Raw genomic sequence first — 23,713 nt, 5'->3', positions numbered from 1 at the left:
GGACGGCGTGGCTACCGCCGGGTCGCCGGACCCTCTTCGGGACGGCGTGCCTACCGCCGGGCCGGGCGGCGGCCGGGCGGGTCAGCAGGCGACGGCGGGGCCGGTGTCCGGTACCGGGCGGCGGGCCAGGGCGAGCAGGCCGGGCGCCTCGTTGCGCTGGGCGAAGGCGCGTACCTCGGCCAGCGGCGCGGTGGCCGAGCTGTCGCCGGCCAGCTCCAACTCACCCGCCGCGAGGGCGAGGGCCAGCATCCGGTCGGTGACGTCCGGGATCCGGGCGTAGATCTCGGCCCCGGCCAGGTGCAGCTCGCCGGCCCGCCGGTGATCGCCGTCGGCCCCGGCCACCGCCCCGGTCACGGTTCGCAGTGCCGCCTCCGACCAGGGCGTGCGGTGCTCGATCCGGTCCAGCATGGCGCGGACCCGTACCGCCGCGTCCCGGCCGGCCAGGGTGGCCGCGTACGCCGCCGCGGCGATCCATTCGCCGCTGGCCAGTGCCGGCACCGCCGACCACGCGTCGGCCAGCTCGTCGATCAGCTCGGCGGCCTCGTCGGCCCGGCCCTGCAACGCCCGGCAGAGCGCGGCCATGCCGAGCATGGTCCAGCGTGGCCGGTGGAAGCCGCTGAGCCGGGCGCTGTCCAGCGCGGCGGCCACGTCGTCGAGGTGCCGGGGCGGCTCCGGAGCGGCCTCGCCACGCTGGGTCGGCGCCGGCCGGGGCGCCGGCGGCACCGGCTGCCCGCGCAGCACCAGCAGGCAGGAGCGTAGGCCCCGGACCTGCATGTCCCAGCCCCCGGTCGGGGTGTCCACGAACGCGTCGGCGGCGGCGATCAGCCGGCCGAAGTCGCCGTCGAAGTATGCCCGCATCGCCTCGCCGGAGTAGCTGGTGGCCAGGGTCTGCCCGCTGCCCCGGGCCTCCGGCGCGGTGGACAGCAGCGCGTCCGAGCGTAGCCAGTCGCCCTCCTCGCGGACCGCGAACGCCAGATTCCGCAGCGCCCGGGGCAGCGCGAGCAGTTGCTGGCTGCGGCTCGACTCGACCAGCGCGTGCAGCTCGTCCAGGCCGGACCGGTCGCCCGACTGGTAGCGCGCGGTGGCCGCGGTGATCCGGGCGTTGACGTTGACCTCGGCCAGGCCGAGCCGGGCCCCCACCCCGGCCGCCGCCTCGGCCGCCGCGACCGCCGCGTCCCGCTCGTAGTTGAGCATGTGCAGCCGGCCCAGCTCCGCGTACGCGTCCGCCTTCTGGGCGGTGTCCGGCAGCGGCTCGAACAGGGCGACCGCCCGGTCCAGGCAGGCCACCGCGGCGGCCCGGTCGGCGCGCAGCCAGGCGGCCTGGCCGAGCAACGTCCAGGCCCGGGCCGCGCAGGCGTCGTCGCCGTGCGCGAGCAGCCGGTCGGCGAGCCCGTGCAGCTGCTCCGGCCCACCGCCGGAGAGGAAGCCGTTGCCGTCCCGGTAGAACGAGATCTCCGTGCTCAGCAGCTCCAGTTGCAGCCGGCCGACCGGGTCGCTGTCGTCGGCCAGGCCCAACGCCCGACCGGCGTGGGCGGCGGCCGCGTCCAGCCCGTGCAGGGCGTACGCCCGCCGGGCGGCCCGGTGCAGCGCGGCGCGTGCCGGACCGGCGTAGCGGTGGGTGTCCAGGCCGAGGGTGCGGGCGATCTCGTGGGCGGCCCACCGGTGGTGCGCGAGCACCTCGGCCAGGTCGGTGTCCCGGCTCTCCGACAGCGCGTCCAGCCAGTCCGCGGTCCGCTCGTGCCGGGCCACCCGCTCGGTACGCGGCAACCGCTGGTAGCAGACGTCCCGGACCAGTACGTGCCGGAACCGGAACTCCGGCTGCCCGGCCATCGTGGACGCCGCCTGCTCGTGCACGAAGTCGCGTTGCTCCAGCCGGCGCAGCGCCCGCTCCACCGACTCCACCTGCTGGCCCAGCGCGGCGGCCACCGCGCCCGGCCAGAACTGCACACCCACCGCGGAGGCGGCCAGCAGCACGGCCCGGTCCTTCGCGTCGAGCAGGTCGATCCGGTTCGCGATGACCGCGTGCACGCTCTCCGGCATCGGCAGGTCGAGGTGCTTCTCCAGCGACCAGCCGCGGCCGGACTGGCGCAGCGCGCCCTGCTCGATGAGCATCCGGACGTACTCGTGGGCGTAGAGCGGGTTGCCGCCGGCCACCTCGACCAGCGGGGTGAGCATCTCGGCGGGGAACGCGGCCTGGCCGAACATGTGCGCGTAGAGCGCGGCGATGCCGGTGTCCCGCAGCGGCGGCAGGGTGATGGTCACCGAGCCGGTGATCGTCCCCGCCCAGGTCGGGTCGCGGTCGACCAGCTCCGGGCGGGCGGTGCAGAGCAGCAGCAGCGGCGCGTCCCGCGCGGCGGCGCCGAGCAGGTCGACGAAGCGGAGCATCGCGTCGTCGGCCCAGTGCAGGTCCTCGAAGACCAGCACGGTGGGGCGCCGGGCGGCGAGGGCGAGCAGGAAGCGCCGCCAGGCGGACTCGGCCTCCTCGGCCGGCAGCGTGGGCCCGGCCAGCCCGACCAGGGGGCGCAGCGCGTCGACGACCCGGTCCCGCTCCGCGGTGCCGACCAGTTCCGCGACCGCGCTGGTGAGCCGCTGCGCCGCGGCGGACGCCGGGTCGGTGTCGAGGATGCCCGCCTCGGTCTTCACGATGTCGGCCAGCGCGGCGAAGGTGACGTTCTCCCCGAACGGTGGGCACCGCCCGGTACGCCAGGTCAGCGGCTCGTCGACCAGCCGCTCGGCGTGCCGGTGCAGCTCGCGTACCAGCCGGCTCTTGCCCAGGCCGGCCCGGCCGAACACGGTGACCACCTGCGGCAGCCGGTCCCGCAGTGACCGGTGCAGGGCGTTGACCAGCATGCCGAGCTCGTGCTCGCGGTCGATCAGCGGCGTGGTGTCGGGCTCCCGCTCGGTGGGCTGGCGGCGGACCGGGGCGAGGGCGAGCCAGACCTCGGTGGGGGTGGAGCGCCCGCGCAGGGTGATCGGCGGCTGCTCCTCGTACCGGATGGCGTCCTTGGTCAGCGCGTGGGTGGCGCCGCAGACCAGCACCCCGCCGGGCGGGGCCACCGACTGCATCCGGGAGGCGGTGTTGACCACGTCGCCGGCCACGATCGCCTGCCCGCCGTCGCGCGCCGCGGCCACATCGACCAGCGCCTCGCCGGTCGCCACGCCGACCCGGAAGCGCAGCTCGTCGTGGCCGGTCGGGGCGAAACGGGTGAGCACCCGCTGCAACTCCAGCCCGGCCCGGACGCAGCGCAGCGCGTCGGTCTCGGTGGCCACCGGGGCGCCGAAGAGCGCCATCACCGCGTCCCCGATGTACTTCTCGACCACCCCGCCGTACTGCCCGACGACCCGGCGGGCGGCGGAAAAGAAGCCGGTCTGCATGCCGCGGACCTGCTCCGGGTCGGCCCGCTCGACGTACGGGGTGAAATCGATCAGGTCGACGAAGAGCACGCTGACCCGGCGGCGGTCCTCCTGCGGCGTCGGCACCGGCTGCTTGGCGCCGGTCCGCGGCGCCCCGCACGAGGTGCAGAACGTCACGTCGACGGCGAGCGGGCGCAGGCAGTGCGGGCAGACGGCACCCAACTCCGCGCCGCAGCCCCCACAGAAGCGGTCGCCGTCGGCGGCGGTACGTCCACAACGGTCACACTGGGCGGAGATGGCAGCCTCCACTGATCTTCCGGCCGGACCCGGCCGGGACGCCGCCCCCCGCGGCATCTCTCCGGTGAGTATCGCGGCTGGCGGGACTGTCAGGTACCGGGCTGTTGGCTTGTGGACACTCGTCCGGGCAGCCAGTGCGGCGGTACGCGGACTACATTCATGCGGCCGGGACGACGGCGACCGCGATCAAGGGGGACACCATGGTGTACGTGAAGCTGGAGAGCGACTGGACCGACGCCGACGGCGTGCCGCACACGGCGGGCGAGTCGGTCGACGTGGACGCGGCCACCCTGGCCGCCCTCCAGGCCGAGGGCATCGTCAGCGAGGGGTCCGGCGGCGGTGGCAAGGAGGGCACCGAGTGGGCGGGGCCGACCGGCACCACCACCAACTGGGCGGGGCCGACCAGCACCACCCCGTGACAGCGCGCGGGTGAGCCCGACGACGCGGCCGTGGCGTTCGACGCCCCGGCCGCGTCGCGCGTTCAGCGGTCGTTCATCGCGTTCAGCGGTCGTTCATCCCGGCGCGGCGGCGCAGCGCGGCCACGTCGGTCACCACGATCCGGCGGCCCTCGGTACGCAGCCAGCCCCGGCTGGCGAACGAGCCGATTGCCTGGTTGACGCTCTGGCGGGAACCGCCGGCCATCTCGGCGAGCTGGCTCTGGTTGAGCTCGATCGTGATCATCGGGGCCTGGCTCTCGCCGGCCAGCCGGACCAGCGTCTTGGCCACCCGGCCGGGCAGGTCGAGGAAGACGTGGTCGGCGTTCTGCTCGGTGAGCCGGCGGATGAGCTGGCCGAGCGAGCGCATCACCGCGTCGAGGATGCGCGGGTTGGAGTGCACCAGCTCCATGAAGGCGGGCCGGGACAGCGCGAGCGCGGTGCAGTCCTCGATCGCCTCGGCCGACGCCGAGCGGGTGGAGGCGTCCAGCAGGGACACCTCGCCCAGCACGTCCGGCGGGCGGATCACCGACAGCACGGCGCGTTCGCCGGTCGGCGCGGTGCGGAACACGGCCACGGCGCCCCGCCGCAGCACGATCAGCGACTCGCCGGGGTCGTTCTCCACGAAGAGCAACTGACCCTTGCGGTACGTACGCGGCACGGCCGCGGCGATGACTCGCTGCCGCACCTCCGGCTCGAGCCCGGCGAACATCTCCACGCCCGTGAGCGCGTCACCCGGCTCCGGCAGGCGAACCTCCACGGCCCAACCCCTCCCCGGTCAAGGACCCCAACTCGCACACCGGGTGAACCTGTCATCCCCGGTACGAGGCATCAGAACCGGTTCGGCGTCCGGTAGCGGTACACATCAGATCATGACGGTCCGGTCGCTTGCTGTACACCCCTGGAAACACTTCCGTGACCCTGCGGGGGCCCGCGACGCTGGGCCGATGACCTCGACGGACGCCCCGGCGGCGGGCGGGCGGCGGCGGTGGGCGAGGATGGCGGGGATGGTCTACCGCTACTTCTACGACTGCGAGTTCATCGAGGACGGCCGGATCGTCGACCTGGTGTCGATCGGCGTCGTCGACGAGCACGGCCGCGAGTTCTACGCGGTCTCCACCGAGTTCGACGACTCCCGGGCGGTGCCCTGGGTGCGCCGCAACGTCCTGGACAAGCTCCCCTCGCCGGCCGACCGGGCCTGGCGGTCCCGGGAGCGGATCCGCGACGACCTCTACGAGTTCCTGATGGCCCCGGTCCGGGACCGGCCGGGCGAGCAACTGGAGCTCTGGGCCTGGTACGCCGCGTACGACCACGTGGTGCTGGCACAGCTCTGGGGGGCGATGCCGGCGCTGCCCCGGGAGATCCCGCGGTTCACCAAGGAGTTGCGCCAGCTCTGGGACGACCGGGGCCGGCCGCGGCTGCCCGAGGCCGAGGCGGACCGGCACGACGCGCTGGTGGACGCCCGGCACAATCTGGCCCGCTGGCGGACCATGACCGCGCGGTGACCTGTCGGCAGGTTTGACCGGTTCTGTCCTGGGCACGGGTCGAGATCAAGTCGAGCCGAGGGAGAGCCGCCATGAGCAACCGAGCGACCGGCGTCGAGGACGCCCGCCGTCGGGTCACCGAACTGATCCGGGACGCCCGCATCTGCCTGCTGACCACCACGGCCGTGGACGGGCGGCTGGTCAGTCGCCCGATGGGGCTGCAGGCGGCGGAGTTCGACGGCGACCTCTGGTTCTTCACCTACGCCAACTCGGCCAAGATCCGGCAGATCCGGGTGAACCCGCAGGTCAATGTCGGTTTCTCCGACCAACGGCACCACGCCTGGGTGTCGGTGGCCGGGACCGCCGCCGAGGAGTGGGACCGCGAGCGTGCCGAGCGGCTGTGGCACCCGCTGCTGCGGACCTGGTTCCCGGACGGCCCCGACACCCCCGGGCTCACCCTGCTCAAGGTGCACGCCGGCGCGGCCGAGTACTGGGACTCACCGGGCGGCGCGATGGTCAGCCTGGTCGGCCTCGCCCGGGCCGCGGTGACCGGGCAGCCGCCCCGGCCGGGCGAGAACCGCGAGGTCAGCTACTGACCGGTAGCCGTCCGGTGGGCACGCCGTGGGCCGGGGCGCGGTGTCGGGGGACCCCGGCGCCGACTACAGTGCGCAGTGACGGCCCGCCCCGGGCCGGCAACGGCGCCGATGGTCTGACCTGACACATATCCTGGGGCTTATCCGGGCTTCACCTGATGCTCCAGGAGGATGAGCAGATCATGCGTATCGGCGTGCTCACCGGCGGCGGCGACTGCCCAGGTCTCAACGCGGTGATTCGGGCGGTCGTCCGCAAGGGCGTCGCCACCTACGGTCACGAGTTCGTGGGCTTCCGGGACGGCTGGAAGGGCCCGCTGGAGGGCCTGTCCAAGCCGCTGGGCATCGCGGAGGTGCGCGGCATCCTGCCGCGCGGCGGCACCATCCTCGGCTCCTCCCGGACCAACCCCTTCAAGATCGAGAACGGCGTCGAGCGGATCAAGGAGAACCTCGCCGCGCAGGGCGTGGACGCCCTGATCGCGATCGGCGGCGAGGACACCCTCGGCGTGGCCACCAAGCTCCACGAGCTGGGCGTGCACGTGGTCGGCGTGCCGAAGACGATCGACAACGACCTGGGCGCCACCGACTACACCTTCGGCTTCGACACCGCGGTCAACATCGCGATGGAGGCGATCGACCGGCTGCACACCACCGCCGAGAGCCACCACCGCACCCTGGTGGTCGAGGTGATGGGCCGGCACGCCGGCTGGATCGCCCTGCACGCCGGCCTCGCCGGGGGCGCCAACGTGATCCTGCTGCCGGAGCGGCAGTTCGACGTCGAGCAGGTCGCCGGCTACGTCGAGAAGCGCTTCCAGCACCAGTACGCCCCGATCGTGGTGGTCGCCGAGGGCGCCCAGCCGCTGGACGGCCAGATGGTGCTGCACAACCAGGAGCTCGACGCGTTCGGGCACGTCCGCCTCGGCGGCATCGGCCAGTGGCTCGCCGAGCAGCTGGAGGCGAAGACCGGCAAGGAGGCCCGCACCGTGGTGCTCGGCCACATCCAGCGCGGCGGCACGCCCACCGCGTTCGACCGGGTGCTGGCCACCCGGCTGGGGCTGCAGGCCATCGACGCCGCCCACGAGGGCGACTGGGGCAAGATGGTCGCGATGCAGAGCACCGACATCGTGCGGGTCCCGCTCGCGGAGGCCACCCGGGAGCTGAAGACCGTGCCGCTGGAGCGGTACGCCGAGGCCGAGGTCTTCTTCGGCAGCTGAGCGACGGCCGGTGGCGCGGCGGACCGGTTCCGGTCCGCCGCGCCCCACCGCACGGCGAGAGGGGTACGGCGTCATGGCACCCGAGGTGCACACGGTCGCGGTGATCGGTGCGGGCAAGATCGGCGAGCTGATGCTCTCCGGGCTGCTGCGCTCCGGCTGGCCGGTCGAGCGGCTGCTCGCCACCGCCCGGCGGCCGGCCCGCGCCGAGGAGCTGACCGCCCGCTACGGCGTCCGGGTGGTGGACAACCTCACCGCGGTGGACGAGGCGGAGGTGCTCGCCGTCTCGGTGAAGCCGCAGGACGCCGGGGCGCTGCTGGACGAGATCGGCCCGAAGGTGCCGGCCGACAAGCTGGTCATCTCGCTCTGCGCCGGCCTGCCCACCGCCTTCTTCAACCGCCGGCTGCCCGAGGGCACCCCGGTGGTCCGGGTGATGACCAACACCCCGGCCCTGGTCGACCAGGCGATGAGCGCGATCTCCCCGGGGGCGTACGCCACCGGCGCGCACCTGGCCTTGGCCGAGGCGATGTTCAAGCCGCTCGGCGCCACGCTCCGGGTGCCCGAGTCCCAGCAGGACGCGGTGACCGCCCTCTCCGGCTCCGGCCCGGCCTACTTCTACCTGCTGGTCGAGGCCATGATCGACGCGGGCATCCTGCTCGGCCTGCCGCGGCAGGTGGCGCACGAGCTGATCGTGCAGACCGCCATCGGCTCGGCGGTGATGCTGCGCGACTCCGGTGAGCACCCGGTCAAGCTCCGCGAGGCGGTCACCTCGCCGGCCGGTACCACCATCTCCGCCATCCGTGAGCTGGAGAACCACGGCGTACGCGCGGCCCTGCTGGCGGCCCTGGAAGCGGCCCGGGACCGGGCCCGCGAGCTGGCCGCCCAGGCCGACTGAGCCCACCGCCGCCCGGACCCGGCCGGGACCGGCGTGCCGTCGCGGCGCCGGTCGACCCCGGCCGCGGCGTGCGCGGCGCCCCTCGGCTTGCAGGAGGCGGAACGGATGCCGTCCTGACGGTCGACCCAGGTGCCGGCGGGGGATCCGATCACCCGGCGTGCCGCATACTGGCGCGGTGTTCACACTCGCCCAGGCGCGACACCTGGTGGCCACCCTGCGGCCGCGCCTCGAGGAGCTGATCCGGCTCCCGCCGACCTCGCCGAACTCCGCGCCGACCTGGCCGACCACGGGGCCAGCGTGCTCGGCGGCCGGGCCGAGGTGAAGGCGATCGAGGCGCGGCTGCACGCGGTGTTGGAGGAGCTGCACCAGCACGGCATCCAGGTCAAGGGGATCGCGCCGCTGCTGCTGGACTTCCCCGGCGAGCGGGCCGGCCGGGCGGTGCTCTGGTGCTGGCTGGAGGGGGACGAGGACGTCCGCTGGTACCACCGCGTCGAGTGTGGCTTCGCCGGCCGCCGCCCGGTCTGACCGCCGCCCGCCTGTCGCCTGGTCGTGCCGCGTCCGCGGCCCACTCTGCCTGGGTCCCGCTTGCTCTGCCTGGGTCCCGCTTGCTCGGCCTGCGTCCCGCCTGCTCCGTGGGCCTGCCGCTTGTTCCGCCGGCCTGCCGCCTGCTCCGTGGGGCGCGGCGCGAACGTGGTCCGATGTCCCGCCCGCCTCGTCGGCGTGCCGCAGCCGGTGGCTATCGTGCGGTCCATGGTCGACGCTCGCCGGGCTACCCCTGAGGACGCCACGGAACTGGTCCGCCTGCGCGGGCTGATGCTCGCCGCGATGGCCGGCTCGGACCCGGAACCGGGCAGATGGCAGGACCTGGCCCGGGACAACCTGCGGGAGTGGCTGGCCGGACCGGAACCGTGGCTGGCGGCGTTCGTGGTCGACGCGCCGGCGGGCGGGCTGGCGGCCTGCGCCGTGGGCACGATCGAGCGCCGGCTCGGCGGGCCGGCCAACCCGAGCGGCCTCTGCGGGTACGTCTTCAACGTCAGCACCGATCCCGCCCACCGCCGGCGCGGCCACTCTCGGGCCTGCATGACCGCCCTGCTGAACTGGTTCCGGGAGCGCGGCGTGCGCAAGATCGACCTGCGGGCGTCGGAGGCGGGGCGGCCGCTCTACCGGTCGCTCGGCTTCCGGGAGACCGCGGAGCCGACGATGCGGCTCACCGCCCCGGCCGACCCGGCTTGACCCACCCGGACACGTCGGGCGTCGTGGCCTCGACCGTGGGCGACGGGCCAACCTGCCGTGCACTGTGGCCTGGGCCATGGGCGACGGGCCGACTTGCCGTGCACTGTGGCCTCGGCCGTGGGCGAGACGCCAACATGCTGCGAACGGTGGCCTCGGCCCGCAGGTAACACGCCGAGATGCCGCGACTGGGCGTCCTCCGCGGAGTGACTCGCGCCTGGGCGCGAGCTGGGGCATCTGCCGTGCGCGACACCCCGACTTGCCGCGAAGTGGGGCGTCGGGCGCTCGTGAGACCCCGAGATGGCGCGAACTGGGACGCCGGCCGCGTGACACCCCGATTTGCCGTGAAGTGGGGGTCGACTGCGCGTGGCATCCCGACTTGCCGTGAAGTGGGGCGTCGGCTGCGCGTGACACCCCGATTTGCCGCGAAGTGGGGCGTCGGGCGTTCGTGAGAGCCCGAGATGGCGCGAACTGGGCGCCGGCGCGGGTGAGACGCCGACCTGCCGCGCACCGGGGCGTCCGCCGGCTGGGGACCGCGCGCGGAGGACGGGCGATCGATAACGGACAGTAGGGGCGGAATCCTTCACCGCGTAGCTGCGGCACGGCAAGGGTTTGTATCTATTAGTATCTATCGGCATCCTCCGCGAATCAATGATCTTCCCCGCGCTGCCGATCTATTGATATCTATCTCGCACCACCACTTCCCACCACCAGGAGTGCGACGTGCGGAGATCCCGTCTTGCCACCCTCGCCCTGACACTGGCCTCGTCCCTCGGGGCCGTCCTGACGCTGGCCGCCCCGGCGCAGGCCGCCGCCACCGACCAGTACGTCGCGCTCGGCGACTCGTACGCCTCGGGCGTCGGTGCCGACAGCTACACCTCCGAGAGCGGGTCCTGCATGCGCAGCACCAAGGCGTACCCCGCGCTCTACAACGCCAACATCAAGCCCGCCTCGTACCGCTCGGTGGCCTGCTCGGGCGCCACCACGGCCACCGTCATCAGCAGCCAGCTCGCCGCGCTCTCGTCGACCACCACGCTGGTCAGCGTCACGGTGGGTGGCAACGACGTCGGGTTCTCCAGCATCATGAGCACCTGCGTGCTGCAGGGGGAGAGCCAGTGCGTGTCGGCCGTGCAGGCGGCCGAGAACAAGGCCCGGTCCGAGCTGCCGGGCAAGCTCGCCAACGTCTACAACGGCATCCGGAGCCGGTCGCCCTCGGCCCGGGTGGTGGTCGTCGGCTACCCGGTCTTCTACCAGCTCGGCACGGTCTGCGTCGGGCTCAGCGCGACCTCGCGCGCGAAGATCAATGAGGGCATCAACCTGGTCGACGACATCACCCGGACGGCGGCCAGCGCGGCCGGCTTCACGTTCGCCGACGTGCGCTCGATCTTCGTCGGCCATCAGCTGTGCAGCTACGGGGAGAAGTGGCTGCACGCGTTGAACTACCTCAACCTCACCGTCTCGTACCACCCGACGGCCGCGGGCCAGTCCGGCGGCTACTACCCGGTCTTCCGCTCCGCCGCGGGCTGATCCGGTCACCGGTCCGCACCGCCCGCGCGGACCGGTGGCCGGCGGGCCCGGGGCGCGACCGCGTCCCGGGCCCGCCTCCGTGGGGATCTTCTCGGCTCAGGTCACCATCTCGGCGTGGGGCTGGCACCCGGCCGGCCCGGTCGCCGCTGGCCAAGCTGCACCCGCCGGTGGAGGACTCAGCCGGGCAGCACCTTCTCGATCGCCGCGCGTAGCTCGGGGGAGTCGGGGGCGACCTGCGGGGCGAACCGGTCCGCCACGCTGCCGTCCGGCGCCACCAGGAACTTCTCGAAGTTCCACCGGATGTCCCCGGTGTGCCCCTCGGCGTCCGGAGTGGACACCAGCTCGGCGTAGAGCGGGTGGCGGTCCGGCCCGTTGACGTCGACCTTCTCCGTCAGCGGGAAGGTGACCCCGTAGTTGACCTGGCAGAACTCCTCGATCTCGGCCGCCGTGCCCGGCTCCTGGCCGGCGAACTGGTTGCACGGCACCCCGAGCACGGTCAGCCCCCGGTCGGCGTAGGTGTCGGCGAGGGCCTGCAGGCCGGCGTACTGCGGGGTCAGCCCGCACCGGGAGGCCACGTTGACCACCAGCAGGGCGCGGCCCCGGTAGCGCGCGAGGTCGGCCGGGCCCCCGCCCAGGGCGTCGATCTTCACGTCGAAAACGTTCATGCGCCGAGGCTACGCGCCCCCGTGCGGCCGGCTCGGCGGCGGCGCAACGGATCGAAGCATCTACATCTTGACGAAGTGATGACGGCGTGAGTAGCGTCTCAGCATTCAATAAGGAAAGTTTCCTAACTAATAGGGGAGACGCCGTATGAAGAGATCGTTCCGCCGGGCCCTGTGGGCCACCGGCGCCGTGGTCGCGCTGGTGGCCGCGGGTGCGCCGTTGGCGACCGCCTCCGCGGCGGGCAGCGTGACCGCCACCTTCACCAAGGTGCAGGACTGGGGGACCGGTCACGAGACGAAGGTGACCATCACCAACGGCACCAGCGCCAGCGTCGCCACCTGGCGCATCGAGTTCGACCTGCCCGCCGGCACCACCATCAGCAGTTCCTGGGACGCCGACGTGACCAGCAGCGGCAACCACTACGTCGCGGTGAAGAAGAGCTGGGCCGGTGCGCTCGCCCCCGGTGCCAGCTTCAGCTGGGGCTACAACGGCACCGGGGCGTACAAGGCGCCGGTGACCTGCACCGTCAACGGGGCGTCCTGCTCCGGTGGCGGCACCCCGCCCACCACGGCCGCACCCACCACGGCCGCCCCGACCACCGCGCCACCCACCACGGCCCCGCCCACCACGGCCCCGCCGACCACCGCACCGCCCACCACGCCGCCGCCCTCGACCGGGGGCAAGAAGGTGGTCGGCTACTTCGCCGAGTGGGGGGTGTACGCCCGCAACTACCACGTGAAGAACATCCACACCAGCGGGTCCGCGGCCAAGCTCACCCACATCCTGTACGCCTTCGGCAACACCACCGGCGGCCGGTGCAGCATCGGCGACAGCTACGCCGACTACGACAAGGCGTACACCGCGGCGGACAGCGTCGACGGCGTCGCCGACACCTGGGACCAGCCGCTGCGCGGCAGCTTCAACCAGCTGCGCAAGCTGAAGAAGATGTACCCGAACCTGAAGGTGATCTGGTCCTTCGGCGGGTGGACCTGGTCGGGCGGCTTCACCCAGGCCGCGCAGAACCCGGCCGCGTTCGCCGACTCCTGCTACTCCGTGGTCGAGGACCCGCGCTGGGCGGACGTCTTCGACGGCATCGACGTCGACTGGGAGTACCCGAACGCCTGCGGCCTGCAGTGCGACAGCAGCGGCCCGAACGCCTTCAAGAACGTGGTGAGCGCGCTGCGCAGCCGGTTCGGCTCCAGCGCCCTGGTCACCGCGGCGATCACCGCCGACGGCAGCAACGGCGGCAAGATCGACGCGACCGACTACGCGGGCGCCGCGCCGTACCTCAACTGGCTCATGCCGATGACGTACGACTACTTCGGCGCCTTCAACGCCCAGGGGCCGACCGCGCCGCACTCGCCGCTCACCTCGTACACCGGCATCCCGCAGCAGGGCTTCTGGTCGGACGCGGCGATCCAGAAGCTCAAGTCCAAGGGCATCCCCTCGGACAAGCTGCTGCTCGGCATCGGCTTCTACGGCCGGGGCTGGACCGGGGTGACCCAGACCGCCCCCGGCGGCACCGCCACCGGCCCGGCGCCGGGCACCTACGAGCAGGGCATCGAGGACTACAAGGTGCTCAAGAACAGCTGCCCGAGCACCGGGACCATCGGCGGTACGGCGTACGCCAAGTGCGGCTCGAACTGGTGGGGCTACGACACGCCGGCCACCATCGGCGGCAAGATGACCTACGCCAGGAACCAGGGCCTCGGTGGCGCCTTCTTCTGGGAGCTCTCCGGTGACACCAGCAACGGCGAGCTGATCGGCGCCATCAAGGGCGGTCTCGGCTGACGCCGAGCGCCGACGCACCACCCACCCGGCGGGGAGGGGCCGCACCGGTCCCTCCCCGCACGGTGTCCGCTCAGGTACGGATGCTGCGGTTCCGATGCTCCCCGGGCGGGAGCCCGTACGCGGCCCGGAACGCCCGGGTGAAGTGCGCCCGATCCCGGAAGCCCCACCGGGCGGCGACCTGGTGGACGGCGAGGTGCCGCAGCCGCGGGTCGGCCAGGTCCCGGAAGCAGCGCTCCAGCCGGGCCGTGCGGATCAGGCTCGCCACACTCGTGTCGGCATCCTCGAAGAGCCGGTGGAGCGTGCGCACCGAGAGGTGGTGCGCGTCCGCCACGACGGTCGGCGTGAGCCCGGGATCAGCCAGGTGCTCCCGGATCCACGCCTCCACCCGGGCCCGCAGGCCGGTGACCTGCACCTCCACCGGGAGCTCCCGTTCCACCTCCAGGTGTCCGGCCAGGGTGCCGGCGATCAGGTCCAGGACGATCCGGTCGAGCCGCGGCGCGTCCGAGGCGTCGTACTGCTCCGGGTGGGCCACCAGCCGGCGCAGGAAGGCGGCCAACAGGGCACCCATCCCGGTGTCGGCGGGGATCTTCGCGGCGAGCAACGCCGCCACCCGGCGGGGCGGCAGCGGCAGCGCCCAGTGTGGCACCAGCACGGTCAGCGTCTCCAGCCGGTCGGTGGCCCGGTCGGGCACCTGCCGGGAGCCGTGCGGGCGGACGGTGTCGATGAAGACGAAACCGGACGGGCCGAGCCGGCCCGACCGCCGCTGCTGCGACACCACACCGTGGCCGTTCAGCGGCAGGACGAGCTGGTAGAGCTCGGGGTCCGAGCTGTGGATCATCCCGGAGGTCCGGGCCAGCTCCAGCGACGGATACCGCCAGGCGCCGAGCCGGACCACGTCGAGGTCGACCGCCCGGGCCGAGGCGGCGAAGTCGCCCGCGTGCGCGGTGCTGATCCGGGCGGCCGCCGACTCGCGGGCCACCACGTCCTGCCAGAAGTCGAACCGCTCGGCCGGGGGCAGCCAGAGGGTGTCGACCGACGCCACCGCGAGGATGACCGTCACCTCCTTTCCAGGGGTACGCCATTGTCGATCGCGGGCGGTCCGGCGTCCATTCCGTGGGGGCGGACGCCGATCCGCGTGCCGCTCTGGCCGGTCGGGGCGATCCGGGCGAGGATGGGCAGGTCGTCGAGGACCGGTGGCAGCCGCCGCCGGGCGGCCCGCCGGGCCGGCATCCGGCGGCCTCGATGTGACAGACTCGCCGCTCGGCACGTCCCGATGTCCGCGCGAGGGAAGGGGACCGATGGGCCCGACGTACCCGAGGATGGTGGCCGCGGCACTGCTCGCCCTCGCGCCGGTCGCCCTGGCCGGCTGCGGCTTCGTCGGCGGCGGCGACACCGCCGGCGGCCCGGCCACCGAGGCGAACCGCGCGCCCGCCGACGAGGCGGCGGCCAAGAGCCGGGAGCGGGTGCAGGCGTACCTCGACGCGATGGCCGCCAAGGACGCCGACGCCGGGCGCAGCCAGCTCTGCGCGCCGTTGCAGGCCCGCTTCGACGCCGACGCCACCGGTCCCAACGGCGACTTCGCCGACCACTTCACCGTCCCGCAGGCCACCATCACCGACGTCCGCTCCGGCCCGCACGGCCAGGAGGTCAGCACGGCCGTCACGGTCGCCGTCGGGTCCCGCAAGGCCACCCGGGCGCTGCTGTTCACGGTCACCCGCAGCGGCGCCGACTGGTGCATCACCGGCGAGGCGCCCGGCGGGAACAGCCCGGAGCCGGCCGTCACCCCCTGACCGGCCAGCCGGCGTGACCAGCGGCGCTCCGCCGGCGTGGCGGCGTCCCCTCCCAGAGGCCGGAACCGTCCCCCTCGCCGACGGGCCGCCCCGGCGGTCGCCGTACGCTTTGGGTCATGCGCCATGAGTGGCACCAGCTGAGTCACCCCGCGGTGGGCAGCCCCAGCCTGCAGACCAGTCGTCCGACGGCCGACTCCGCCGAGGACGCTGCCCTCGGCCTGGACCGCTGGCGGGACCTGCCCCGCGCGCAGACCCCGCCCTGGCCGGACCCGGCCCAGGTCGCCCAGGTCTGCAAGGTGCTCGACACGGTGCCCTCGGTGGTCGCCCCGTACGAGGTCGACCAGCTCCGGCAGCGGCTCGCGCTGGTCTGCGAGGGCAAGGCGTTCCTGCTCCAGGGCGGCGACTGCGCGGAGACCTTCGTCGACAACACCGAGAGCCACCTGCTGGCCAACGCCCGCACCCTGCTCCAGATGGCCATCGTGCTGACCTACGGCGCGTCCCTGCCGGTGGTCAAGGTGGCCCGGGTCGCCGGCCAGTACACCAAGCCCCGGTCGCTGCCGACCGACGCGCGCGGCCTCCCGGCCTACCGCGGCGACATGATCAACTCGCTGGAGGCCACGCCCGAGGCGCGGGTCGCCGACCCGCAGCGCATGATCCGGGCGTACGCCAACTCGGCCGCCGCCATGAACATGCTCCGCGCCTACCTGGCCGGCGGGCTGGCCGACCTGCACGCGGTGCACGACTGGAACAAGGACTTCGTCAAGCAGTCACCGGCCGGCGAGCGCTACGAGGCGATCGCCCGGGAGATCGACCGGGCCATCGCCTTCATCCGCGCCTGCGGCATGACCGACGACGAGGCGCTGCGCACCGTCACCCTCTACTGCTCGCACGAGGCGCTCGCCCTGGAGTACGACCGCGCACTCACCCGGATCTCCGGCAACCGGGCGTACGGCCTCTCCGGGCACTTCCTCTGGATCGGCGAGCGGACCCGGCAGCTCGACGGCGCGCACATCGACTACATCTCCCGGATCGCCAACCCGATCGGGGTGAAGCTCGGCCCGACCACCACCCCGGACGAGGCCATCGAGCTGTGCGAGAAGCTCAACCCGGACAACGTCCCCGGCCGGTTGACGCTGATCAGCCGGATGGGCAACCACCGGGTCCGCGACGCCCTGCCTCCGATCGTCGCCAAGGTCGCCGCGGCCGGCGCCAAGGTGGTCTGGCAGTGCGACCCGATGCACGGCAACACCCACGAGTCCTCCAACGGCTACAAGACCCGGCACTTCGACCGGATCGTCGACGAGGTGCTCGGCTACTTCGAGGTGCACCGCGGCCTGGAGACCCACCCGGGCGGCCTGCACGTCGAGCTGACCGGCGAGGACGTCACCGAGTGCCTCGGCGGCGCCCAGGGCATCGAGGACCTCGACCTGCCCGGCCGGTACGAGACCGCCTGCGACCCGCGACTGAACACCCAGCAGTCGCTGGAGCTGGCCTTCCTGGTCGCGGAAATGCTCCGTGGCTGACCCGAGGAGTGAACGTGGCTGACCTGATCGATCTCCGTTCGGACACCGTGACCCGGCCCACCGCCGGGATGCGGGAGGCCATGGCGACCGCCGAGGTCGGCGATGACGTCTACGCCGAGGATCCGACCGTCGCCGCGCTGGAGGCCGAGGTCGCCGCGTTGTTCGGGCACGAGGCCGCGCTCTTCGCGCCGAGCGGCTCGATGGCCAACCAGATCGCCCTCCAGCTGCTCGTCCCGCCCGGCGACGAGCTGCTCTGCGACGCCGACGCGCACGTCGTGACGTACGAGATCGGCGCCGCCGCCGTGTACGGCGGCATCTCCTCGCGGACCTGGCCGGCGGTCGGCGCGCAGATCGACCCGGACGTGGTGGCCGGGATGATCCGCCCCGACGGCTACTTCGCGGTGCCCACCCGGGCGATCGCGGTGGAGCAGACCCATAACCGGGGCGGCGGCGGGGTGATCCCGCTGTCCACCCTGCGCGAGCTGCGCCGGGTCGCCGACGACCACGAGCTGGCCCTGCACTGCGACGGCGCCCGGATCTGGCACGCGCACGTGGCCGACGGGGTGCCGTTGGCCGAGTACGGCGCGCTCTTCGACACCCTGTCGGTCTGCCTCTCCAAGGGCCTCGGCGCGCCGGTCGGCTCCCTGGTGGTGGGCAGCGCCGAGAAGATCGCCCGGGCCCGGTTCGTCCGCAAGCGGATGGGCGGCGGGATGCGGCAGGTCGGCGTGCTCGCCGCCGCCGGCCGGTACGCCCTCGCCCACCACGTGCGGCGGCTCGCCGAGGACCACGCGAAGGCGGCCCGGCTCGCCGAGGCCGTCGCCCCGCACGGCGTGCTCGCCACGGCGGCGCGGACCAACATCGTCCCGCTCGACCTGACCAAGCACCCGCTGGACGCGAAGGCCCTGGCCGCCGCGGCCCGGGAGCGGGGCGTGCTGATCTCCGTGCTCGGCCCCCGTACCGCCCGCCTGGTCACCCACCTGGACGTCTCGGACGCCGAGGTCGACCGCGCCGCCGAGACCCTCACCACCCTCCTCCGCGCCTGACCCCCGACCAGCCTCGTTGATCAAGGAGATTGCGTCTGGTTTCGCGCCAGGCGTGACGCAAACTCCTTGATCAACGGTGCGGGGCGGGGCGCGGGGGCGGGGTGCGGGGGTGCGGGGCGGGGTGCGGGGCGGGGGTGCGGGGGCAGGGGGCCGGGGCGGGGGTGCGGTGTCAGGGGTGGAGGCGCTTGAGGGTGGCGATGTCGGCGGCGTGGCCGACGTGCTTCTCCGTGGGGGTCTCCACCAGCACCGGGATGCCGGCCGTGGCCGGGTGACGCATCAGCTCGGCGAACGCCGGCTCGCCGATGGTGCCCTTGCCGATGTTCTCGTGCCGGTCCCGGGTCGAGCCGCACAGGTCCTTCGAGTCGTTCGCGTGCACCAGCCGTAGCCGGTCCGCGCCGACCGTGGCGACCAGGGTGTCCAGCGCCGCGGTCATGCCGCCCTCGGCGGCCAGGTCGTGCCCGGCCGCCCAGGCGTGGCAGGTGTCGAAGCAGACGCCCATCATGGGATGCCGCTCGACCGCGTCCAGGTAGGGGCCCAGGTGCTCGACCCGGGAGGCCAGCGACCGCCCGCCGCCGGCGCTCGGCTCGACCAGCAGCATCGGCCCGCCGACGGCCGCGGTCTCGTCGAGCAGCGGCAGCAGCGCCTCGCGTACCTGCCGCATGGCCGCCTCGGCGTGGCCCGCGTCCACCGCGCTGCCGGCGTGGAAGACCACGCCCTCGGCGCCGATCGCCCGGCCCCGGCGCAGCGCGTGCGCCAGCGTCTGCGCCGACCGCTCGACGGTGGCCGGGGTGGGGGAGCCGAGGTTGACCAGCAGCGAGGCGTGGATGAAGACCGGCAGCTCGCGCTCGCCACAGCCGTCGCGGAACAGGGTGTCCTGGGCCGGGTCGCCCGCCGGCAGCGCCCAGCCGCGGGAGTTGGAGACGTACACCTGCACGACCTCGGAGCCGGCCGCCTCGGCGTACGGCAGCACCGCCCGGGCCAGACCGCCGGAGGTGGGCGTGTGCGAGCCCACCCGGCGCCGCGCCGGCTGCCCGCTCCGCTCGGCGGTCGCGTCCGCTGCCGCGCCGTCGAGCCCGCTGATCCGCTCGCTCACAGACAGGTCACCGTGACCTGGGTGCCCGGCGGCACCGGAGTGTTCTCGGCCGGGTTCTGGAAGCGGGCCACCCCGTTGGGGTTGAGCTGGATGTTGACCGGGAAGCCCTGGCTCTCCAGCACCTGCTTGGCCTGCTGGCAGGGCAGGTCGACGACCCGGGGCACGGCCACCTGCGGCGGGCCCTTGCTGACGTCCAGCTTGACCTCGGTGCCCTTCTCCACCCCGGCGCCGTCGGCCGGGCTCTGGCCGAGGATCTCGTCGCGCGGCTTGTCCGAGTCCTTGTACGTCTCGACCGCCTTGAGCCCGAGCTGACCGAGGATGGTGCGGGCCTCGGTGAGGTTCTTGCCGACCAGGTTCGGCACGGTCACCGGGGCGCGGCCCTTGCTCAGGATCAGCGTCACCTTCGCGCCCGGTTTGACCACCGTGCCCACCTTCGGGGTGGTAGCCATCACCACGCCGGCCGGCAGTTCGTCGTCGTACCGGGACGGGCCCTTGACCACGTTTAGCTTGGCGTTGGTCAGCTCGGCCTGGGCCAGCTCGAACTCCTTGCCCACCACGTCCGGCACCGGCAGCTGCTCCGGGCCCAGGGAGAGGGTCAGGGTGATCGTGCCGCCCTTGAGGATCCGCGCCGCCGAGCCCGGCTGCTGCCCGAGCACGCTGTCCTTCGGGATCTTCTCGTCATAGCGGGGATCGGCGTATTTCAGGGTGAAGCCGCCCCGGTTGGCCTGCGCCTCCGCCTCGGTCTTGGTCAGGCTGACCAGCTGCGGGGCGACCGTGTACCGGCCCACCCCGAACCACCAGCCACCGACCGCGGCGACCAGGCCGAGCACCACCACGGCCGCGGCGACCGCCAGCCGGCCGCGGGGCGAACCCATCACCCGGGTACGCAGCTCGGCGAGGCGTGCCCCCAGGCCCTCCTGCTCGACGGCCCGGCGGCGGTGCGGGCGCTGCCCGCCGCCCTCCGGCAGCCGTGCCCAGGCCGGTCGCTGGGCCGGCTGGACCGCCGCCACCACCATGGTCGGCTGGGCCATCGGGGTGGTCTCGTCGGACACCTTGCGCAGCACCGCGGTGTGCGAGTTGCTGTTGCCCAGGTCGTCCCGGGCCACCTGCACCTCGGCCAGCAGCGCGCCGGCGTCGGCGGGCCGGCCGCCCGGGTCCCGCCGGGTGGCCCGGCCGACCAGGTCGTCGAGGGCCGTGGGCAGGCTCGGGACCAGGGTCGACGGGGCCGGCACGTCCCGGTCGACGTGCTGCCAGGCCACCTCGACCGGGCGGTCGCCGTCGTACGGCACCCGGCCGGTGAGCATCTCGAACAGCACGATCCCGGCGGAGTAGACGTCGGTGCGCGGATCGGCCCGGCCCTCGGTGACCAGCTCCGGAGCCACGTACGCGACGGTGGCCATCAGCTGGTTGCCCTGCTCCTCCTCGGCGCTGGCCTCGACCGCCCGGGCCAGCCCGAAGTCGGCCACCTTCACCACGCTGTCCACCAGGTTGGCGACGCCGCCGGTGGGCGCCTCGGCGACCAGCACGTTCTCCGGCTTGACGTCGCGGTGCACGAGGCCGGCCCGATGCGCGGCGGCGATCGCGGCGAGCATCTGCTCGGCGATGGCCAGCGCCTCGTCCGGATTGAGCCGGCGCCGCTCGGTGAGCACGTCGCGCAGGGTACGGCCCCGGACGTACTCCATCACGAGATAGGGCAGGCCGGCGTGGGTGCCCTGGTCGTAGACCGCCACCACGTTGGGGTGGGTCAGCCGGGCGATGGTCTTCGCCTCGTCGGTGAACCGCTCCACGAAGCCGGCCATCCGGGCCCGGGTCTCGGGCGCCTGGGTCGGGTGAATGATTTTGACCGCCACGGTGCGCTCCAGGCGCTCGTCGGTGGCGGTGTACACGGTCGCCATGCCGCCACGGGCCACGCGACCGCGGATGCGGTAGCGCCCGTCGATCAGCGAGCCCAGCAACGTGTCGGCGACCTGTGTGTCCATCGGCAGGCAGTCTATGTGTCCATCGGGTGAAGGTTGAACAGGATGCTACAGCCGGGGTACGACCAGACGGGAAAACGCGCGCTCCCGCGGGGCGGCCCGGAGGTCCGTCGGGGTGCCGCTGCGGGGACGCGCCAGGCTCGTGGCAGGGTGGTCGGGTGACCGATTCCGTACCCGCCGACCTGCCGGGGCCCAGCGACCCGGCCGCCTGGCTGACCCTGCCGGACGTGGCCGAGCGCCTCGACGTGTCGATCAGCAAGGTGCACCAGATGATCCGGGACCGGGAGCTGATCGCGGTGCGCCGCGACGGCGTCCGCCGCATCCCGGCCGACCTGGTGGCCAACCACACCGTGCTCAAGCACCTGCCCGGGGTGCTCAACCTGCTCGCCGACGCCGGCTACGACGACGAGGAGGCGCTGCGCTGGCTCTACCTGGCCGACCCCACCCTCGCCGGCGGCACGCCGGCGGCCACCCTGGGCGGCGACCAGGCCCGTGAGGTCAAACGCCGCGCCCAGGCCCTCGGCTTCTGACCCCCCGGCCTGACCACCCCCGGCCCTCACCCCGCACGGCCCCCACCCCGCGTCCCGCACGGTCGATCATGAAGTTGTTGGCGTTTTTGGAGATCGACTCCGCCGACAACTTCATGATCGACGCCCGGGGACGGGGGAGGGGTTAGTCGGTGCGGCGGGTGGCGGCGATGGCCAGGTCCACCAGGGACTGGCGGGCCTCGGTGTCCAGGTCGACGGTGGTGAGGGCGGCCAGGGCGTTCTCGGTCAGGGTGGCGATCCGCTGCTCGGTACTGTCCAGGGCGCCGCTCGCCGTGATCACCTCGCGCAGCCGGCGTACGCCCTCGGTGTCCAGGCCGGGGTCGCCGAGCCCGGCGAGCAGCAGGTCCCGGCCGGCCTCGTCGACCGTCTCCAGGGCCGCCGCCACCAGATAGGTCCGCTTGCCCTCGCGCAGGTCGTCGCCGGCCGGCTTGCCGGTGCGCTCCGGGTCGCCGAAGACCCCCAGCACGTCGTCGCGGAGCTGGAACGCCTCGCCCAGCGGCAGCCCGTACGCCGAGTAGGCGGCGATCACCTCGGCCGGCGCGTCGGCCAGCGCGGCACCCAGCAGCAGCGGCCGCTCGACGGTGTACTTCGCCGACTTGTACCGGGCCACCTTGCCGGCCCGCTCCCGCGAGGTGTCCCCGGTGGCCTGGGTCAGCACGTCGAGGTACTGCCCGACGGTCACCTCGGTGCGCATCTCGTCGAAGACCGGCCGCGCCCGGGCCACCGTCCGCGGGTCCAGACCCGCCGAGTGCAGCAGCTCGTCCGACCAGACCAGGCAGAGGTCGCCGAGGAGGATCGCGGCGGCGTCACCGAAGCCGTCCGGGTCGCCGCCCCAACCGGCTTCCCGGTGCCGGGCGGCGAACCGCCGGTGCACCGCGGGCTCACCCCGGCGGGTGTCCGAGCGGTCCATCAGATCGTCGTGGATCAGGGCGCTGGCCTGGACGAACTCCAGCGCGGCCAGGGCTGCCACCACCTGGTCGGAGTCGACCCCGCCGGCGCCTCGATAGCCCCAGTAGCCGAAGGCCGGGCGCAGCCGCTTCCCGCCGCCGAGCACGAACGCCTCGATCGCCTCGGCGACCGGCACCAGGCCTTCGTCGAGGGTCGTCAGCCAGCCGCGCTGGCCGGCCAGAAACTCGGTGAGCGACTTCTCGACCCGCTGACGCAGGCCGGCGCGGTCGACGGGAGAGACGGGAGCAGCGTGGGTCACGCCACGACGCTAGCCGGTCCCCGTCCGTCCCGCCGTACCCCCGGGTCGGCGTGGCGTGCGACCTGCCCGGCGCGGCCGACCAGGGCCGGGCGCCCCGGCGCCGCCCGCCGTCCCCACCGGCAGGTACGGCCGGGCGGCGGCGAGCAGGTCGGCGTACCGCCGGACGGCCGGCTCGTCGTGGTGCCCGGCCAGCCGGCGGCGGACCTCGGTGAGCTGGCCGACCGCCCGGGGCGAACCGGACCGGACGGCGTCGAGCAGCGCCGTCCCGGCCACCGTGCAGGCCGGCTCCACCTCCCCGAGTTGCAGGTGCCCGCGGGCCAGCCAGCCGCCGTACAGGGCCGCGCGGCGGGGCCGGCCGGGCGCCCGGGCGGCCGGCGCGAGCAGCGGCACCGCGGGACCGGGCCGGCCCAGCGCGACCAGGGTGCGCCCGGTCAGCGCGGCCAGTTCGGCCTCGTCGAGCCAGTACAGCCAGGGCGGCTCCCGGCCGGGATCGGGGCCGCCGTGCCCGGTGGCGGCGTCCAGGGCCTGCCGGGCGGCGCGGGAGCGCCCGGCGAGCGCGGCGGCGAACGCCACCCGGTGCAGCAGCAGCGCCCGCAGCCCGGGCGAGGCGACCGCCCGACTGCCGGCGTACCCCGAGCGGGCCAGCGCCAGCGCCCCGGCCGGATCGCCGACGCCGGCCAGCAGGTGACTCGCCGCGCCGAGCACGTGCCCGGCGAACGCCCGGTCGCCGGCGGCCACCGCCGCCCGCAGCGCCAGCCGGTAGCCGTGCAGACCGTCGGTGACCTGCCCGGCGTCGGCGGCGAGCCAGCCGGCGAGCTGCGCGGCCCCGGCCAGCGCCGGCAGCAGCCGGCGGCGGCCGGCCGGCCCGGCCGCGCGGTAGGCGCGGGCGGTGCGGCGCAGCCGGCGCAGCCCGTGCCCGGCCAGGTCGGCCCCGCCGAGCAGGTCGTCCCAGCGCCGCAGCTCGGCCAGCCCGACCGGGTCCGGCCACCGCCCGCCGGAACCCGTCGGCGCCGCCCGGTCGGGCGGGGGCCCGCCGGGGTGCGACGGCCGGGGTCCG

22 protein-coding genes are annotated in these 23,713 nt (G+C 74.1%); 13 read left to right on the top strand and 9 right to left on the bottom strand.

Features of this window, described 5'->3' with window-relative positions; translation table 11 throughout:
* Positions 1-81: 81 nt before the first annotated feature.
* Positions 82-3,663 carry an ATP-binding protein gene (locus LQ51_RS28725; protein ID WP_156313272.1) on the bottom strand — a complete coding sequence of 1,194 codons (3,582 nt, stop codon included), beginning with the start codon at positions 3,661-3,663 and terminating at the stop codon, positions 82-84.
* Positions 3,664-3,851: 188 nt separating this feature from the next.
* Here LQ51_RS28725 and LQ51_RS28720 point away from each other — a divergent pair, with 188 nt between their 5' ends.
* The gene (locus LQ51_RS28720; RefSeq protein WP_046571159.1) at positions 3,852-4,070 is read left to right on the top strand and encodes a hypothetical protein; all 219 of its coding nucleotides are present in this window, start codon (positions 3,852-3,854) and stop codon (positions 4,068-4,070) included.
* An 82-nt stretch (positions 4,071-4,152) separates the two neighbouring features.
* Here the strand turns inward: LQ51_RS28720 and LQ51_RS28715 are convergent, their stop codons facing one another.
* Positions 4,153-4,845, bottom strand: coding sequence for a Crp/Fnr family transcriptional regulator (locus tag LQ51_RS28715; RefSeq protein ID WP_046571116.1), 693 nt, complete (start codon positions 4,843-4,845; stop codon positions 4,153-4,155).
* Between the two features lie 247 nt (positions 4,846-5,092).
* Between LQ51_RS28715 and LQ51_RS28710 the strand changes: the two genes are divergently transcribed.
* From LQ51_RS28710 to LQ51_RS28680, 7 genes are all read left to right on the top strand, one after another.
* Positions 5,093-5,590 carry a polyadenylate-specific 3'-exoribonuclease AS gene (locus LQ51_RS28710; RefSeq protein ID WP_046571157.1) on the top strand — a complete coding sequence of 166 codons (498 nt, stop codon included), beginning with the start codon at positions 5,093-5,095 and terminating at the stop codon, positions 5,588-5,590.
* Between the two features lie 71 nt (positions 5,591-5,661).
* Positions 5,662-6,165, top strand: a complete 504-nt coding sequence (locus tag LQ51_RS28705) for a pyridoxamine 5'-phosphate oxidase family protein (protein WP_046571115.1) — start codon at positions 5,662-5,664, stop codon at positions 6,163-6,165.
* A gap of 179 nt (positions 6,166-6,344) precedes the next feature.
* On the top strand, positions 6,345-7,373 hold the full coding sequence (locus LQ51_RS28700; protein WP_046571154.1) for a 6-phosphofructokinase: 1,029 nt from the start codon (positions 6,345-6,347) through the stop codon (positions 7,371-7,373).
* A gap of 73 nt (positions 7,374-7,446) precedes the next feature.
* Positions 7,447-8,265 carry a pyrroline-5-carboxylate reductase gene (gene proC / locus LQ51_RS28695; RefSeq protein WP_046571113.1) on the top strand — a complete coding sequence of 273 codons (819 nt, stop codon included), beginning with the start codon at positions 7,447-7,449 and terminating at the stop codon, positions 8,263-8,265.
* 297 nt (positions 8,266-8,562) lie between these two features.
* A complete protein-coding gene (locus tag LQ51_RS28690) occupies positions 8,563-8,790 on the top strand; it encodes a DUF2203 domain-containing protein (RefSeq protein WP_369799906.1) in 228 nt (75 codons plus the stop codon).
* A gap of 225 nt (positions 8,791-9,015) precedes the next feature.
* Positions 9,016-9,498: a GNAT family N-acetyltransferase gene (locus LQ51_RS28685; protein WP_046571111.1), complete on the top strand. Its 483-nt coding sequence runs from the start codon at positions 9,016-9,018 to the stop codon at positions 9,496-9,498.
* A gap of 720 nt (positions 9,499-10,218) precedes the next feature.
* Positions 10,219-11,022, top strand: coding sequence for an SGNH/GDSL hydrolase family protein (locus LQ51_RS28680; RefSeq protein ID WP_046571109.1), 804 nt, complete (start codon positions 10,219-10,221; stop codon positions 11,020-11,022).
* A gap of 176 nt (positions 11,023-11,198) precedes the next feature.
* Here LQ51_RS28680 and LQ51_RS28675 read toward each other — a convergent pair whose 3' ends face one another.
* Positions 11,199-11,687 (bottom strand): glutathione peroxidase, encoded by a 489-nt coding sequence (locus tag LQ51_RS28675; protein ID WP_046571107.1) that lies wholly within the window; start codon positions 11,685-11,687, stop codon positions 11,199-11,201.
* A 145-nt stretch (positions 11,688-11,832) separates the two neighbouring features.
* On the opposite strand from LQ51_RS28675, the gene LQ51_RS28670 reads away from it, so the two are divergent.
* Entirely contained in the window at positions 11,833-13,476 is a 1,644-nt protein-coding gene (locus tag LQ51_RS28670) for a glycosyl hydrolase family 18 protein (RefSeq protein WP_046571106.1), read from the top strand.
* A gap of 70 nt (positions 13,477-13,546) precedes the next feature.
* Here the strand turns inward: LQ51_RS28670 and LQ51_RS34425 are convergent, their stop codons facing one another.
* Together LQ51_RS34425 and LQ51_RS33560 are read right to left on the bottom strand one after the other, a co-directional pair.
* Positions 13,547-14,536: an AraC-like ligand-binding domain-containing protein gene (locus LQ51_RS34425; RefSeq protein WP_052745095.1), complete on the bottom strand. Its 990-nt coding sequence runs from the start codon at positions 14,534-14,536 to the stop codon at positions 13,547-13,549.
* Entirely contained in the window at positions 14,533-14,706 is a 174-nt protein-coding gene (locus LQ51_RS33560) for a hypothetical protein (protein WP_197087943.1), read from the bottom strand. Before LQ51_RS33560 ends, LQ51_RS34425 begins: the two co-directional genes overlap by 4 nt.
* A gap of 68 nt (positions 14,707-14,774) precedes the next feature.
* Here LQ51_RS33560 and LQ51_RS28660 point away from each other — a divergent pair, with 68 nt between their 5' ends.
* The 3 genes from LQ51_RS28660 to LQ51_RS28650 all read left to right on the top strand — a co-directional run bounded on the left by LQ51_RS28660 (position 14,775) and on the right by LQ51_RS28650 (position 17,832).
* Positions 14,775-15,266, top strand: a complete 492-nt coding sequence (locus LQ51_RS28660; RefSeq protein ID WP_046571104.1) for a hypothetical protein — start codon at positions 14,775-14,777, stop codon at positions 15,264-15,266.
* 116 nt (positions 15,267-15,382) lie between these two features.
* Positions 15,383-16,789 (top strand): class II 3-deoxy-7-phosphoheptulonate synthase, encoded by a 1,407-nt coding sequence (locus tag LQ51_RS28655; RefSeq protein ID WP_046571103.1) that lies wholly within the window; start codon positions 15,383-15,385, stop codon positions 16,787-16,789.
* Positions 16,790-16,812: 23 nt separating this feature from the next.
* Positions 16,813-17,832, top strand: a complete 1,020-nt coding sequence (locus LQ51_RS28650; protein WP_046571150.1) for a threonine aldolase family protein — start codon at positions 16,813-16,815, stop codon at positions 17,830-17,832.
* A 169-nt stretch (positions 17,833-18,001) separates the two neighbouring features.
* Here the strand turns inward: LQ51_RS28650 and LQ51_RS28645 are convergent, their stop codons facing one another.
* Entirely contained in the window at positions 18,002-18,844 is an 843-nt protein-coding gene (locus tag LQ51_RS28645) for a deoxyribonuclease IV (RefSeq protein ID WP_046571149.1), read from the bottom strand.
* 77 nt (positions 18,845-18,921) lie between these two features.
* Complete coding sequence (gene pknB / locus LQ51_RS28640; RefSeq protein ID WP_046571101.1) at positions 18,922-20,904, bottom strand: Stk1 family PASTA domain-containing Ser/Thr kinase; 1,983 nt, start codon at positions 20,902-20,904, stop codon at positions 18,922-18,924.
* Positions 20,905-21,059: 155 nt separating this feature from the next.
* Between pknB and LQ51_RS28635 the strand changes: the two genes are divergently transcribed.
* Positions 21,060-21,431 carry an Rv2175c family DNA-binding protein gene (locus LQ51_RS28635; RefSeq protein WP_046571100.1) on the top strand — a complete coding sequence of 124 codons (372 nt, stop codon included), beginning with the start codon at positions 21,060-21,062 and terminating at the stop codon, positions 21,429-21,431.
* A 142-nt stretch (positions 21,432-21,573) separates the two neighbouring features.
* Here the strand turns inward: LQ51_RS28635 and LQ51_RS28630 are convergent, their stop codons facing one another.
* Both LQ51_RS28630 and LQ51_RS28625 read right to left on the bottom strand, forming a co-directional pair.
* Positions 21,574-22,656 (bottom strand): polyprenyl synthetase family protein, encoded by a 1,083-nt coding sequence (locus LQ51_RS28630; RefSeq protein ID WP_046571099.1) that lies wholly within the window; start codon positions 22,654-22,656, stop codon positions 21,574-21,576.
* Between the two features lie 9 nt (positions 22,657-22,665).
* A partial coding sequence (locus tag LQ51_RS28625) for a transcriptional regulator (RefSeq protein ID WP_231605916.1) occupies positions 22,666-23,713 on the bottom strand: 1,048 nt, incomplete at its 5' end.

This window comes from Micromonospora sp. HK10 (genome assembly GCF_000982955.1).
In the GTDB taxonomy this organism is placed as follows: domain Bacteria; phylum Actinomycetota; class Actinomycetes; order Mycobacteriales; family Micromonosporaceae; genus Micromonospora.
Note: the sequence above shows the minus strand (reverse complement) of the source record. Positions and strands in the feature narration are given on the sequence as shown.

Excerpts from the sequence above, each read along its gene's own strand:
- LQ51_RS33560 (WP_197087943.1), bottom strand. The coding sequence starts at position 14,706 with ATGCCGGCCCGGCGGGCCGCCCGGCGGCGGCTGCCACCGGTCCTCGAC.
- pknB (WP_046571101.1), bottom strand. The coding sequence starts at position 20,904 with ATGGACACACAGGTCGCCGACACGTTGCTGGGCTCGCTGATCGACGGG.
- LQ51_RS28660 (WP_046571104.1), top strand. The coding sequence starts at position 14,775 with ATGGGCCCGACGTACCCGAGGATGGTGGCCGCGGCACTGCTCGCCCTC.
- LQ51_RS28655 (WP_046571103.1), top strand. The coding sequence starts at position 15,383 with ATGCGCCATGAGTGGCACCAGCTGAGTCACCCCGCGGTGGGCAGCCCC.
- LQ51_RS28720 (WP_046571159.1), top strand. The coding sequence starts at position 3,852 with ATGGTGTACGTGAAGCTGGAGAGCGACTGGACCGACGCCGACGGCGTG.
- LQ51_RS28705 (WP_046571115.1), top strand. The coding sequence starts at position 5,662 with ATGAGCAACCGAGCGACCGGCGTCGAGGACGCCCGCCGTCGGGTCACC.
- proC (WP_046571113.1), top strand. The coding sequence starts at position 7,447 with ATGGCACCCGAGGTGCACACGGTCGCGGTGATCGGTGCGGGCAAGATC.
- LQ51_RS28700 (WP_046571154.1), top strand. The coding sequence starts at position 6,345 with ATGCGTATCGGCGTGCTCACCGGCGGCGGCGACTGCCCAGGTCTCAAC.
- LQ51_RS28710 (WP_046571157.1), top strand. The coding sequence starts at position 5,093 with ATGGTCTACCGCTACTTCTACGACTGCGAGTTCATCGAGGACGGCCGG.
- LQ51_RS28685 (WP_046571111.1), top strand. The coding sequence starts at position 9,016 with ATGGTCGACGCTCGCCGGGCTACCCCTGAGGACGCCACGGAACTGGTC.
- LQ51_RS28675 (WP_046571107.1), bottom strand. The coding sequence starts at position 11,687 with ATGAACGTTTTCGACGTGAAGATCGACGCCCTGGGCGGGGGCCCGGCC.
- LQ51_RS28670 (WP_046571106.1), top strand. The coding sequence starts at position 11,833 with ATGAAGAGATCGTTCCGCCGGGCCCTGTGGGCCACCGGCGCCGTGGTC.